Below are 13,261 nucleotides of genomic sequence, written 5' to 3'. Positions count from 1 at the left end.
CTTTATTCATGATCGGCGGTGGCCGGAGAATGAGCAATACCTCGATGCTCAGGAGTTACCGCGATGCCAAAATCCATTGTTGCTGCACTGCAAATCGGTTCGTTGCCAGGTGGCAAGGGCGAGACCCTGGAACAGATACTTTCTTATGAACAGGCGATCATCGACTCCGGCGCCGGGCTGGTGGTCATGCCTGAGGCGTTGCTCGGCGGATACCCCAAGGGCGAAGGCTTCGGCACGCGGTTGGGTTACCGACTGCCGGAAGGTCGTGAGGCGTTTGCGCGCTATTTCGCCAATGCCATCGATGTGCCGGGTGTCGAAACCGAAGCCTTGGCCGGGTTATCTGCGCGCACCGGGGCGAATCTGGTGCTGGGGGTGATCGAGCGTTCAGGCAGCACGTTGTACTGCACCGCGTTGTTCTTTGAACCGCAAGCCGGGTTGGTCGCCAAGCACCGTAAACTGATGCCCACCGGCACCGAGCGGTTGATCTGGGGCAAGGGCGACGGCTCGACACTGCCGGTGATCGACAGCCAGGTCGGGCGCATTGGTGCCGCGGTGTGCTGGGAAAACATGATGCCGCTGCTGCGCACGGCGATGTACGCCAAAGGTGTGGAAGTCTGGTGCGCGCCAACGGTCGACGAACGCGAAATGTGGCAAGTCAGCATGCGCCACATCGCTCATGAAGGCCGTTGTTTCGTGGTCAGCGCCTGCCAGGTCCAGCTATCGCCACAAGCCTTGGGGTTGGAAATTGCCAACTGGCCGGCCGAGCGCCCGTTGATTGCCGGCGGTAGCCTGATCATCGGCCCGATGGGCGACGTGCTGGCCGGGCCGTTGTTGGGCGGTGCGGGGCTGCTCACGGCCGAGATCGACACCGATGAACTGGTGCGTGCGCGCTACGACTACGACGTGGTCGGGCACTATGCGCGCCCGGACGTGTTCGAGCTGACCGTGGATGAACGGGCCAAACCCGGTGTGCGGTTTATCTGAGACGCCGCCACTCTTCGCGGGTGATTTCCCAGAGCTCCCTGGGGAAACGCCCACCGACAAAATCGCCTTCATCGCAGTGAATCAAGCGCATTCCGGTGCGCTCCGAAAGCCGCCGCGACGCCAGGTTGGGCGCGGCCTTGGGCACCCGCAAAAGCGAGCGGTCGAGGGTCTCGAACCAGTATTGAGTAACTGCAGCGCTGGCTTCGGACATCAGCCCTTGGCCTTGCCACTGCGGACTGAGCCAGAAGCCTCGGTTGTTGTCCGGCTCGTTCATCAGGCTGACGTTGCCGATCAACTGCTCGGGCGCTGATTTCAAGCGAATCGACCAATGCCATTCTTCGCCACGGGCAATCGCCGGCAGGGCGATGTCGCGCAGGTAAGCCAACGCGCCATCCGCTGGATAGGGCCACGGGACCAGGGCATTCAGGTAGCGCACCACTTCCCAGTGCGGGAAGTGCTGTTGAATCGCTTCGGCATCGGCCAGTTCCAGTGGCCGCAGGATCAAGCGTTCGGTGTACAGCGTGGGGGATCTTTCCATGGTTGAATCCACTTCCCTGTTTGTTAGTAACAAGCGCCGTGTTCTGCCGTTGATTTACCAGATGCCGGCTGTCGAGCCCGGCAGGTTGAGTGTGCCTTTGTCGACAAAACGGACGGTGCCTGACACGCCGCCAGACAGTTTGCCGCGTAATACATAAGGCAGGTTGTTGAGCGATTGTGTCTGGCTCAGGCCAAGGGTCTGGCGCAGCACGGAGAACGCCGAAATACTCACGGGTACGCTGATGATCGCTTCGGAGTAACGCGGGATCGATCCTGTTTGATCGCTCACGCCAGTGGCGAGCGGTTGGCCGTTGACCTCCAGGCTCAGGGCCACGCCGTTGTAATAAATGGGCGTTTCGTTGGGATTTTGCAGGCGCAGTTTCACCGCAAAGCGCACTTCCAGGTCCTGGTTTTGCAGCGGTTCAATGCCGACCACGTTGATGTTCAGCGGATCACGATTGGGGAACAGGGCGCAGGCGCTCAGGCTGAGCAACAGCAGGGAAAGGCTTAAGGCGAGGAATCTGCGCATGAACGAGCTCTCGTAAAGATAAGGGTCGAACCGCCGGCGGCTCGACCCTCGAGCAGCGTTAGCGGTTCACCTGTGCGACCACGGAAGGCTTGAGTGGTTCGCCGTGGGGCGTGACATCCGGGTTCTCCATGACCGTGAGGATCGAAGCTTCCGGATCAAAATCGTCTTCTTCCAGCTCGATGAACTCTTCGGGCAGGAAGATATTCAGCACGATAGCGCACAATGCGCCGACGGTGATCGGCGACTCGAAGATGTTGTGCAACGCCTTGGGCAATTCGCGCAGCACTTCCGGTACGGCCGCAACACCCAGCCCCATGCCCAGCGAAATGGCGACGATCAGCATGTTGCGCCGATGCAGACCGGCCTCGGCGAGGATCTTGATCCCGGCCACCGCCACGGTACCGAACATCACCAGCTCAGCACCGCCCAGCACTGGTTTGGGCATCAGTTGCAGCACGGCGCCAATCATCGGGAACAGCCCGAGCACTACCAGCAGTCCGGCGATAAAGAACGCGACGTAACGGCTGGCCACGCCAGTCAGTTGGATCACCCCGTTGTTCTGCGCGAAGGTCACCATCGGCATGCTGTTGAAGACCGCCGCCATTGCCGAGTTGAGACCGTCGGCGAGCAAACCGGACTTGATCCGCCGAATGTAGATCGGGCCTTTGACCGGTTGCTGGGAAATCATCGAGTTGGCGGTCAGGTCGCCGGCTGCTTCCAGCGGCGAGACCAGGAAAATCACCGCCACCGGAACGAACGCCACCCAATCGAAGTTGAAGCCGTACTTGAACGGCACCGGCACGCTCATCAGCGGCACAGCAGTCATGTTGGTGAAATCGACATCGCCCATCAGCCACGCGACGACGTAACCGAGGGTCAGGCCAATGACAATGGCGCCCAGACGCAAGAACGGTACATCGACCCGATTCAGCACAACGATGGTGCCAAGCACCAATGCGGCCAGCGCCAGGTGGCTTGCGGCGCCCAGGTCCGCAGCGCCAAAGCCGCCGGCGATGTCGGTCATGGCGACCTTGACCAGCGACAAGCCCATCAGGGTGATGATGGTGCCGGTGACTACCGGGGTGATCAGCATTCGCAACTTGCCAATGAACTGGCTCAGCACCACTTCAATGAACGCGGCAAAGAAGCACACGCCGAAAATCGTCGAGAGGATTTCATCGGTGCCGCCACCACGCGCTTTGACCATGAACCCGGCGCTGAGAATCACGCTGATGAACGAGAAACTGGTGCCTTGCAGGCACAGCAGGCCGGAACCGATCGGCCCGAAGCGCCGCGCCTGAACGAAAGTGCCCAGGCCCGAGACGAACAGCGCCATGCTGATCAGGTAGGGGATTTCGCTTTGCAGGCCCAGGGCGCTTCCCATGATCAGGGTCGGTGTGATGATCCCGACGAAGCTCGCCAGTACGTGTTGCAGGGCGGCGAAGATGGTCGCGGTGAAATGCGGGCGGTCGTTGAGGCCGTAGATCAGGTCGGAACGAAGCGCAGTTTTCGAGTGGTCAGATGAGGTCACGGGGAGGGCGCCAAAAAGGCCAGGTCAGAAAAGGGAGGCGCAGGATGCCAGCCGCGGGCATCGAGGGCAACGCGCGGTTGTTTAAAACGGACGGGGCTGGAACGACAAACCCGCCAGCCTTGTGAAAAGGTGGCGGGTTTTGTGTTGTGCGCAGACAAGCCCGAGAACCTGTGGCGAGGGGGCTTGCCCCCGTTGGGGCGCGAAGCGACCCTAAAACCGGTGTCCGCGGTGTATCTGGAAGTTTCCTTTGCCCGGGGTGACGACTGCTGCGCAGCCGAACGGGGCGGTGCGGCGTTCCGACAAGCCCCCTCGCCACAAGAGTCCCCCCGGTGTTGCTTATTACTGCGGTGAATCAGGTGGATCGAGGTGGTCCAGGGCGCGATTCACCGCCAACTCGGCCAGGGAAATCATCTGCTGAATTGCCAGTGCGGTATTGCGCTTGGGGCCTTCAAGTTCGAACGCCAGATCGCTGGACATGACATTGGCCGAGGCGAGGGTCTCGCAGGCGTGGGCCAGCAGGGTTTCGCTGTCGACATCCGGGGCGATGACAAAAATGCAGCCGGGACGGCGGTCGGCTAGCAATGTCTTGGTTTCGGGCAGCACCAGGTAGTGATCGAGCGCACGGTGCGCGGCGGCGTGGAGTTCTTTTGAATTGAGGGAGGCGTAGGGGGAAACCGGATCGGTTTCGGGCGGATTGGGCGTGGCTTTGAACATGGTGAAACTCCTAAGTCTAAGTCGATTGGAGTCGCACCTATTGCTACCAAACAATAAGGTGGCGACTGAACGCAGGTTGGTAGACCGGGACTAAGGAAACCGGCGTGCCCGAAGGCACCCTGCGCACAGCCGCCATAACAAACAACAGGCAAAATGAAACTGCCCACTGAGTGGAAATGTCGGCGCTGTGCGCCTTAGCCGAACTCGGGCTACCAAACCCGATCGCTGATATTTAGCGACACGGAAACGATAGAGGCGAGGACCAATGCGCACAAGCCGGCGGATTCTGGCGTAGGTGTAGGCCATGACGCAAGGCGTTGTAGCCTCTGATGGGCACTGCGTAGGCAAGCTTAAACACCCGTCGTAGCAGCTGCCGAGCCCGCGAGGCTGCGTTCGGCTGCGAAGCAGTCGTAAAATCAGGCAACACGTTCTTTCAGGCGAACCGCGTACGCGGGATTTGCGAGGACTGCGTCCGAACGCGGCCCGCCTCTAACGCAGCCTCGCGGGCTCGGCAGCTGCTACAAAGGGCAAACGCCGCTGCACATCATCTCCGGGCCAGGCATAAGGTCGATCAATAACCCTGTTGGGGGCTTTTGCTGCTGACAGTTTCTGACAGTGGCCTCTGCTAAGCTCCGCCGAACTTCATTCCAAAGAGCAGGCGGATCGTGTCGCGTACCAGTCGGTTGTTGACCTTGTTGCAAGTGCTGCGCGGTAAAAGTCGTCCGGTGACGGCGGCGACATTGGCCAGTGAACTGGAGATCTCGGAGCGCACGCTGTACCGCGATATCGCCGAACTGACGGCCCTCGGCGCGCCGATCTTTGGCGAGGCGGGTATCGGCTATGTGTTGCGTAGCGGTTTGTTTCTGCCGCCGCTGATGCTCAATGCCGACGAGACGGAAGCGGTGGTGCTGGGTTTGCGTTATGTCGATCAGCGTGGTGATGAGGTGTTGAGCAAAGCCGCTGCCGATGCGTTGGCGAAGATTGCCGCCGTATTGGCGCCGGACGCTCAGGAAGCCTTGCGCAACCCGACGGTTTTGCCGGGGCCACCGGGTTACGGTTATCCGCAAAACGCTGTGGAATTGAATGTGTTTCGCCAGGCGATTCGTGCGCAGGCCAAGTTGCATATCGATTACGCGGACGTGAACAAAACCCCCAGCCAGCGGTTGATCTGGCCGTTGGCGCTGGGGTTTCTGAATGAGGCGCGGGTGATCGTTGCCTGGTGCGAGTTGCGCGGGGATTATCGAACCTTTCGTACCGACCGGATTGCCGCCGCCCAAGAGCTCGGTGAACGCTATCCGGGTCGTCGCAGCGACCTGTTGCGAGCCTGGCGCAAGGCGATGCAACTGGATGAAGCAGGGCGATTCACTCCTGACAAGAATTGACACAGCGTTGTTTTAGCATGGCTCCAGAATCAATCAACAAGGAGCCGTACCATGTCGAACCCAGCCGTTTCACTCGCACCTGCCATTGCCGCTTATATCGCTGCCGCCAATGCCCGTGACAGTTCGGCGGTCGCCAGTTTTTTCGCCGAGGATGCGAATGTTTTCGATGAGGGCGCCCATCAGGTCGGCACCCAGGCCATCGCCCAATGGATGGAAGACACCGCACGCCGTTACCAGCCTCGGGTCGAGGTGCTGGACGTGCAGCAACGCACCGGCAAAGTATTGCTCAGTAACCTGATTTCCGGCACGTTCCCCGGCAGCCCGCTGGAATTGCGCTACGTGTTCCGTCTGAACGAGCAAGGCAAGATCGCCCGACTCGACATCTCGCTCTAACCACATTCCCTGTGGGAGCCTGGCTTGCCAGCGATGGCGTCCGTGAGATCGCCATCGCCGGCAAGCCGTGCTCCTGCGCTGAGCGTGCCATACTTGGCGTTTTGTGCACTGACCCATGGCCGATATGACTTTCGATTCGCCCCTCAGCGCTTACCACTACGCAATCAAGCAAAAAGGCTTCGTCCCCGATGCCGCGCAAGAACATGCCGTTCTGGCGTTGCAACAATGTCACGAAGCCTTGCATCAGGGCCGAACGCCGGTCACCGGGGTTTACCTCTGGGGACCGGTCGGGCGTGGCAAGACCTGGTTGATGGATCAGTTTTACCAAAGCCTGCGGGTGCCGGCGCGGCGTCAGCACTTTCACCATTTCATGGGCTGGGTGCATCAGCGCTCGTTTCAACTGACCGGCACCGCCGACCCGTTGCGGGCTCTGGCCCGTGAGTTGGCCCGGGATGTGCGGGTGCTGTGTTTCGACGAATTGTTTGTCAATGACATCGGTGACGCGATCATCCTCGGGCGATTGTTTCAGGTGATGTTCGACGAAGGCGTGGTGATGGTCTGCACCTCCAACCAACCACCGGATCAGCTCTACGCAGACGGTTTCAACCGTGACCGGTTTTTGCCGGGGATTGCCGCGATCAAAGGCCACATGCAGGTGGTGGCGGTGGACGGTGGCGAAGATCACCGATTGCATCCTGGCGCAGCGCTGCAGCGTTATTGGGTCAGCGCACCCGGTCAGCCCGATCCAATGAGTGAGGTGTTCAAACAACTGACCGAAGGACAGCCGGTATCCAGCGATCCGGTGATCATCGGCTATCGCTCGGTGACGGTCGTCAAGGCCAGTGAAACCGTACTCTGGTGCCGTTACGCGGACCTGTGCGAGCAACCATTTGCGGCGATGGACTTCATGGCGCTGTGTGACCGTTTCAACGCTATTTTGTTGAGCGAAGTCCCCAGTCTCAGCGCCCATCAGCGCCCCGGCCGCATTGCCCGCGGTACTGAGGATGGCGCCGAGCGCGTCGAGGCCGGCGACCGCGAGCTGCCGCAATTGTCGATACACGATGACAGCGTGCGGCGCTTCATCGCGCTGGTTGACGAGTGCTACGACCGCAAAGTGCCACTGTACCTCGACGCGCAGGTGCCGATGGATGAGCTGTATACCGAGGGTTACCTGGAGTTCCCGTTTCGCCGGACCCACAGTCGGTTGAAGGAAATGCAATTACGGCGCTTTGCCGAAGCCTGAAACCTAGGCTAACCGAGATTTTGTTCAGTCAAACGCTGCACCGCCAGCCGACGGTAATGGGAAGGGGTCATGCCTTTGAGTTGCTGAAAGCGTCGGTTGAAGTTGGAAATATTGTTGAAGCCCGACTCAAAGCACACCTCGGTTACCGGTTTATCGCCATCGGCCAGCAACTCGCAGGATTTGCTGATGCGCAAGCGATTGACGAACTCGATAAAACAGCGCCCGGTCGCCTGCTTGAAGACTCGCGAGAAGTAGGTTGGTTTCATGCCCAGGTGTTCGGCGACTTCTTCCAGTGGCAGTTCGCGAGCGTAGTGGGCAAAGATGTAATCCACTGCCCGGTTGGTACGGTCGATGTTGTGTTCGTCGGCCAATTGCGGCGTGGTGGCGCCGGACAGCAGCTGGTAATCGTCGGTGGCCGCCAGCAACTCCAGCAGAATGAAAAAGTACCCGAGGCGGGTAACGCCTTTGGCGTCGGCAATCCGCTGCATCAAGTCCATGGCCTGGCGGATTGTGTGTTTACAGCGAAACTCGATGCCGTACTGCGCACGCTCCAGCAGGGGCGTCAGGCTCTTGAGCTCGGTGAACACCTGATGGCCGCTTTCGAACAGCTCTTCGGTGAAGTTCACCAGCATGTCGCGCTTGGGCACCACTTCGTCTTCGGCGACCTGGCTGATCCAGTTGTGCGGCAGGTTAGGACCGGTCAGAAACAGCGTTTCGGGGTAAAAATTGCCGATGTAATCACCGATGAACACCTTGCCCGAGCTTGCGACAATCAGGTGCAGTTCGTATTCCTTATGGAAATGCCAACGCACCAGCGGGCAGGGGAATCCGTGCTGGCGATAAATGATGGACAACCCATTGTGGTCGTCCATCAATTCGTATGCGGGGTCGGTGACTCTTGCCGCTCGGGTCATGGCTGCACGCTTGTGGGTAACTGCAGCCGATAATGCCTTCTTCAAGAAAGGGACACCAGTCTTGAGATGCGCGCCTGGCGCTAGCACGATCAGCGCATGCTGACGGCCTTCATACTGTTGGCTATCCAGCAATAACGAACAATTTCAGACTCTTCGACAAAGTCGGTGTTGATGATGCAGCAGCGACTCACCCAGTCCCGTGATTGATGAAACCAGTCGTTGATAGTGTTCTTGATGTCCACGGGACCTCCAAGAAACGAATAGCTGGTGGCTGACAGGGACCATAGAAAATTGCCGGAATGCTCAGTACTCAAGGTGTTGGCAATGTGGTTGCGCAAATCGTCGATATCAGTGAATGCCTTGTCGCTCCACTTGTGAATGACTCCCGGCCAGAACGTGGTTTCATCAAGATCATCCGGCCCGTGCGCGGCCAGCACTAGCCTGCGATGAGGGCTGGCTCGCTTCAGTTGCCCGATGGAGAGGTGCGATTGTGAAAATGGAATGGTTGTGTGTCCCAGCCGTCTCAAGAGCAAGGCGTTGAACTTTTTATAGTCGAAGGCGTGCTTGCCACCCGCCAGAAGGTGAAAATCAAGCACGATGAACTCGTTGGGATTGCGTTGAAGAAACGCCAGAACGGCGTCGATAAGTTCATCCAGGACGCGATGAGACTCCAGGCCATTGTGGTGAAAATAAAAGATATCCTGATCGTGCCCCGGCTTATACCCCAGGCGTATATCGAACGCTCTGACGCCCTGGGCCAGTTGCCAGGAAAATGTATCGTTTTGACAGGTTGTCCAATGGCCGATAACGACGTCGTAGTTAGGGGCCTTTTTATCCATGCCGCAATTGTGGGCGCCTGGCCAGATAATGTCGGTTAACTTCAGGGTGTCAATATCCAGGACTTCGTTCATCCAGGTCTGTTTGTTTAAATGTCCTGCAGTGTTTCGTGGCATGTGTGCTCCTGCTTTTTGTCACACGTGTCAATCCGTAGACGCGCGGTATGTATTTTGGGTGTTGAGTGCTGAGCCTTTGCGGACGCAGGCGGTACATAACAAGATAAGTGCAGTGTGTGCCGGGTGACAGCTACTACGATCCTTTTGTTACGTAGGAATACGCTGGCGGCACAGTAATATATTGTCAATCTTGATGTTGTTGGGTGAGTGGTTAGCGGGCGTGTATGCGGATATAAAGACAGCGAAAGTTGCGAAGAGCACATTGTCATGCTGCGCGCAAAAACACATACGTAATGGATGAAATATGGCTAGCGAATTTTATAAATGGATGACCGGCATGCCCGCCCTCGACGGCTTGACAGTGGGGGAGTTGGTATTGCCAGGCGCTCACAATTCGGGCGTCGACAAAAAGGCTGCTTATGCCGTTCCGGGCGTCAGCCACTGGGCAGCCTGCCAGAATAATAGTTTTTACTATCAACTGGTCAATGGTGCCCGGGCACTTGATCTCAGGCTTGAGTATGACGGCAAGGGCGGCTTCTGGTTTCAGCACAATGGATATCGATCTTCTCGGGCCCTGGAAGATCTGATCATGGCCGTGGACAGGTTCCTTGAGCAAAATCCCGATGAGTTCACTGTCTTGAACTTCCAGCAACTAAGCTCCGATAGCAGTCCATTCGACGTAAAGGAATTTTCCCGATTGCTGACGCAACACTTGGGAGGACGGGTGATTCCCCCCGAAAATCGTTATTTGACGTTGGGGGAACTAAAAAGAACCAGTCCATTTCAACGTGTCATGCTGGCGTCTTATGGGGACGTTGATCGCCGTTATTTCAATTGGGGACTCAGAGGTGAATGGACGGGGATAGACTTCGCCAGTGTCGCTGATGTGAAGGTGTTTATTGCCAAGACCATAGCGTATCCAAATGGTGTTGGGATGCCATGGTCATTGTCCGCCACGAGTTACGGGTTGGCACAAGGGCCTGTGAATATAACCACTCATTTGAACGAGTGGTTTGACCCGGCTCGCAATGAGAGGGTGTTGAATTGCAGCGTGATCAATGTCGATTTCTTTGATGAGTCGGCGCTGGTTGCTCATTGCATGAAAGCCAATCTTATGAAGGCGAAAGCGAAACAAAAGTGATGGTCTTTTGTTTCGGGCTTGACTGAAAAGTCAGCATGAACGACCCGCGGGTTAACGAATGCTTACCCGTTATTGCGGTTTTTTTCTTCAATCCACTGCGACATATATTGAGTGCTCTTGTGCTGATGGTGCCGCAGCATACTGCCGATAAAGTTATCGTTGCGCTGTTTCAACAGGTTTTCGCGGCAACCCATCAGTCGATCAATCAATGACGGGCCATGAACGCGCTGCTGGTAACGATCGGCCAATAGTTTGATGCCGGCGGTTTGAGCAAGGGTCCACTGCGTCTTGTCTTGATACAGGCGCACAGCTGCATCGGCAAGGCTCTGGGCGCTTTCGGCGATCGCACCCGGCCAAGGCATGTCCCCGGACATACTTTCGGCACCGACCGGCGTGGTGACATTCGGTGTGCCGCACAGCATGGCGTCGACAATCTTGCCCTTGATGCCAGCGCCGAAGCGCAGCGGAGCCAGGCAGATGCGTGCCGCGGACATGACCTGCAAGGCGTCTTCGGCCCAGTTCATCACGTGAAACCCCTGGCTCGGGTTGTGCAGCGCGGTCGCCTTTGGCGGCGTATAAGCGCCATAAATGTGCAGTTGCGCACCGGGCAGTTGTTGCCGGATCAGCGGCCAGAGGGTGGTTTTCATCCAGAGCACCGCGTCCCAGTTCGGCGCGTGACGGAAATTGCCGATACTCAGGAAGTGTGCACGGTCCTCGAAGGGTGTGAACGGCTGAGTGATCGGGTCGATCATCAACGGGCACCAGTGCAGCAACTGACGTGGCAGTTTGAACTGCTCGACCAGCAGTTCGATTTCCACTTGCGAGATCATCAGGTTCAGGTCACAGCGAAACAGCGCGGCAATTTCGCGCTTGGCCAGATCGGTATCGGCCATGAGCTCGAACTCTTCACGCAACGCGGGGGCGAACAACTCGCTGAAGTCATTGGCGTCGTCACTGGCCTTCAGGCGGTCCTTGAGCCGCTGGTGGCGGGCATGTCGCAAGCTCTGCAGGTCAGAGGTCTCAAGTACGCGCAAGGCGTCAGGGCAATGTTTCTCGACACGCCAGCCGAACTGTTCTTCCATCATGAACTGATCGAACAGCACGATATCCGGAGCCAGATCGCTGACGAAGGTATCGAAACTGCTGTTGTTCAGCTCGATGGAGACTTCACGAATGCCCAATTCCGTCAGGTCGGCCTTGTGTTCGCCCGCACCGGCCGGGCTGCTGAACGTGATGTCCCAGCCTTGCTGTAAAAACGTTTCAAGGATTTGCATCACGTGTCCGCTGGCTGCGGACGAGCGCGGCTCGGGCCAGACGTAACCAATGACCAGGACTTTGGTTGCGCGGGGCTGACTCATGAACGGGATTTCCTTGATGCAGGCAGAAGACTGGGGAGAAACGCGGGGCGCAATTAAACCACAGCTGATGATGTTTATTGTGCCCGGCAATCGCCCAACGGTGCCTTATGCGCTTGTATTGACTGGAAGTTTGCCGATTCATGAGTTAGCGTCTGACAGCTGATTCATGGACGTTTTTCGATGACCCAACCCACCGCACTCCAGACTAAAGTCGCTTCGCAGATTCTCATGGCGATCCGGTCTGGTGAGTTAACCCCCGGCAGTCACCTCAAAGAGGTCGAACTGGCCGAGCGCTTTGGCGTGTCTCGCTCGCCGATTCGCGGGGCGCTGGTCTATCTGGCGCAAGAGCAGGTGATCGGACGCTTGCCGCATCAGGGTTATTGCGTGCTGGATACACCGCTCAGCGATGAGCTGGCCAAGGTCAGTCTGCCGGTCGGTGAGGATGAGGAGCTGTATCAGCGGCTGATCGATGATCGACTGGCCCAGGCGATTCCCGATCAGGTGATGGAGAGCGATCTGCTGCGTCGTTACGGTGCCAGCAAAGCGGTATTGCGCCGCTGCTTGCTGCGGTTGTCCGACGAAGGCGTGATGCAGCGCAAACACGGGCACGGCTGGATGTTTTTGCCCACCTTGAGCTCGGCCGAGAAACGCTTCGAAAGCTATCGCTTCCGCATGCTCCTGGAACCTGCAGGCTTGCTCGAACCGACCTTCAATCTGCCGCGTGAACGTCTACAGCGTTGCCGTGAAAAGCAGCAGGCGCTGCTCGAAGGCACTCCCGACAGCCTGAGCTTTTTCGAAGCCAATGCCGAGTTCCACGAGTTATTGGCTGCTGCGTCCGGCAATAGCTTCATCCTGCAAACCGTGCAGCAGCAAAACCGCCTGCGCCGGCTGACCGAATTTCATACCGTGTCGAACCTGGAACGGGTTCGCACCTCCTGCCGTGAACACCTGGAAATTATCGATGCGCTGGAGCAGGGCGATCGGGAATGGGCGTCGACCTTGCTGTACCGGCACTTGAAAGTGGCCAGTACCTTGAATGAAGTGCGCAAGAAAAGCTGAGCTCAAGCCGCAAGCATGCTCAGGACCTTGTCGCGCAACTGCTCGATAGAGAACGGCTTGCCAATCACCGACATGCCCTCCGGCACTTCAATACTTTCCGCATAGCCACTGGCAAACAGTATCGGCAACGCCGGGTGCAGTGCACGCGCCTGAGCGGCAAGCTCCCGGCCATCCATCTCCGGCAATCCCACATCGGTCATCAGCAGATCGATGATTTGCGCGCTATCGTTGAGCAGGGCAAGTGCTGCTTTGCCACTGTCGGCCTCCAGCACCTTGAACTTGAGTTCTTCCAGTACGTCGACGATCAGCATGCGCACAATGCTATCGTCTTCGACTACAAGGATGGTGGGCGCTGTGGCGGACATGGTGGTGGCTCTCGGAAGAAGGCGGTCGGTCACAGGTTGATTGTAGTTACCGGCGTGAGTCGACAGGGTAACCGTTCTCTCTGAATCATGCTGAGCGATGCAGGAAATTGCCGGCAAGGTTGTCAAATAAAAGATCCAAGGGGCGTTTATGGAGCAAA

General features: G+C 58.0%; 15 protein-coding genes. 7 read left to right on the top strand and 8 right to left on the bottom strand.

The annotated features are described in order from the left end of the window. Positions 1-63: 63 nt before the first annotated feature. On the top strand, positions 64-984 hold the full coding sequence (locus tag AC3WK5_RS03260) for a carbon-nitrogen hydrolase family protein (RefSeq protein WP_103314513.1): 921 nt from the start codon (positions 64-66) through the stop codon (positions 982-984). Here AC3WK5_RS03260 and AC3WK5_RS03255 read toward each other — a convergent pair. From AC3WK5_RS03255 to AC3WK5_RS03240, 4 genes are all read right to left on the bottom strand, one after another. Then, on the bottom strand, positions 977-1,522 hold the full coding sequence (locus AC3WK5_RS03255) for a GNAT family N-acetyltransferase (protein ID WP_103314514.1): 546 nt from the start codon (positions 1,520-1,522) through the stop codon (positions 977-979). The two genes, AC3WK5_RS03260 and AC3WK5_RS03255, sit on opposite strands and share 8 nt — an antisense overlap. Before the next feature lie 54 nt (positions 1,523-1,576). Beyond that, complete coding sequence (locus AC3WK5_RS03250; protein WP_103314515.1) at positions 1,577-2,050, bottom strand: LEA/WHy family protein; 474 nt, start codon at positions 2,048-2,050, stop codon at positions 1,577-1,579. Between the two features lie 58 nt (positions 2,051-2,108). Beyond that, positions 2,109-3,581 (bottom strand): nucleobase:cation symporter-2 family protein, encoded by a 1,473-nt coding sequence (locus AC3WK5_RS03245; RefSeq protein ID WP_103314516.1) that lies wholly within the window; start codon positions 3,579-3,581, stop codon positions 2,109-2,111. Between the two features lie 339 nt (positions 3,582-3,920). Beyond that, on the bottom strand, positions 3,921-4,295 hold the full coding sequence (locus AC3WK5_RS03240) for a DUF6124 family protein (RefSeq protein ID WP_103314517.1): 375 nt from the start codon (positions 4,293-4,295) through the stop codon (positions 3,921-3,923). A gap of 665 nt (positions 4,296-4,960) precedes the next feature. On the opposite strand from AC3WK5_RS03240, the gene AC3WK5_RS03235 reads away from it, so the two are divergent. The 3 genes from AC3WK5_RS03235 (at position 4,961) to zapE (ending at position 7,313) form a co-directional block, all read left to right on the top strand. Next, complete coding sequence (locus tag AC3WK5_RS03235; RefSeq protein ID WP_103314518.1) at positions 4,961-5,677, top strand: helix-turn-helix transcriptional regulator; 717 nt, start codon at positions 4,961-4,963, stop codon at positions 5,675-5,677. Between the two features lie 51 nt (positions 5,678-5,728). Next, positions 5,729-6,070, top strand: a complete 342-nt coding sequence (locus AC3WK5_RS03230) for a nuclear transport factor 2 family protein (protein WP_103314519.1) — start codon at positions 5,729-5,731, stop codon at positions 6,068-6,070. Between the two features lie 124 nt (positions 6,071-6,194). Next, the gene (gene zapE, locus AC3WK5_RS03225; RefSeq protein WP_103314696.1) at positions 6,195-7,313 is read left to right on the top strand and encodes a cell division protein ZapE; all 1,119 of its coding nucleotides are present in this window, start codon (positions 6,195-6,197) and stop codon (positions 7,311-7,313) included. Positions 7,314-7,321: 8 nt separating this feature from the next. Here zapE and AC3WK5_RS03220 read toward each other — a convergent pair whose 3' ends face one another. Both AC3WK5_RS03220 and AC3WK5_RS03215 read right to left on the bottom strand, forming a co-directional pair. Next, on the bottom strand, positions 7,322-8,227 hold the full coding sequence (locus AC3WK5_RS03220) for an AraC family transcriptional regulator (protein WP_103314520.1): 906 nt from the start codon (positions 8,225-8,227) through the stop codon (positions 7,322-7,324). A gap of 89 nt (positions 8,228-8,316) precedes the next feature. Further along, entirely contained in the window at positions 8,317-9,180 is an 864-nt protein-coding gene (locus tag AC3WK5_RS03215; protein ID WP_103314521.1) for a phosphatidylinositol-specific phospholipase C domain-containing protein, read from the bottom strand. A 304-nt stretch (positions 9,181-9,484) separates the two neighbouring features. Here AC3WK5_RS03215 and AC3WK5_RS03210 point away from each other — a divergent pair, with 304 nt between their 5' ends. Further along, on the top strand, positions 9,485-10,321 hold the full coding sequence (locus AC3WK5_RS03210; RefSeq protein ID WP_103314522.1) for a phosphatidylinositol-specific phospholipase C domain-containing protein: 837 nt from the start codon (positions 9,485-9,487) through the stop codon (positions 10,319-10,321). 62 nt (positions 10,322-10,383) lie between these two features. Here AC3WK5_RS03210 and AC3WK5_RS03205 read toward each other — a convergent pair whose 3' ends face one another. Next, positions 10,384-11,679 carry a glycosyltransferase gene (locus AC3WK5_RS03205; RefSeq protein WP_103314523.1) on the bottom strand — a complete coding sequence of 432 codons (1,296 nt, stop codon included), beginning with the start codon at positions 11,677-11,679 and terminating at the stop codon, positions 10,384-10,386. Here AC3WK5_RS03205 and AC3WK5_RS03200 point away from each other — a divergent pair. Together AC3WK5_RS03200 and AC3WK5_RS03195 are read left to right on the top strand one after the other, a co-directional pair. Then, complete coding sequence (locus AC3WK5_RS03200) at positions 11,678-11,842, top strand: hypothetical protein (RefSeq protein ID WP_158248903.1); 165 nt, start codon at positions 11,678-11,680, stop codon at positions 11,840-11,842. The two genes, AC3WK5_RS03205 and AC3WK5_RS03200, sit on opposite strands and share 2 nt — an antisense overlap. A gap of 17 nt (positions 11,843-11,859) precedes the next feature. After that, on the top strand, positions 11,860-12,738 hold the full coding sequence (locus AC3WK5_RS03195) for a GntR family transcriptional regulator (protein ID WP_103314524.1): 879 nt from the start codon (positions 11,860-11,862) through the stop codon (positions 12,736-12,738). A gap of 2 nt (positions 12,739-12,740) precedes the next feature. Here the strand turns inward: AC3WK5_RS03195 and AC3WK5_RS03190 are convergent, their stop codons facing one another. Next, entirely contained in the window at positions 12,741-13,103 is a 363-nt protein-coding gene (locus AC3WK5_RS03190) for a response regulator (RefSeq protein WP_103314525.1), read from the bottom strand. Positions 13,104-13,261 lie beyond the last annotated feature (158 nt).

Source organism: Pseudomonas sp. FW306-02-D09B (genome assembly GCF_058782685.1).
The sequence above is the reverse complement of the archived record's forward strand: the minus strand, read 5'-3'. Positions and strand labels throughout refer to the sequence as shown.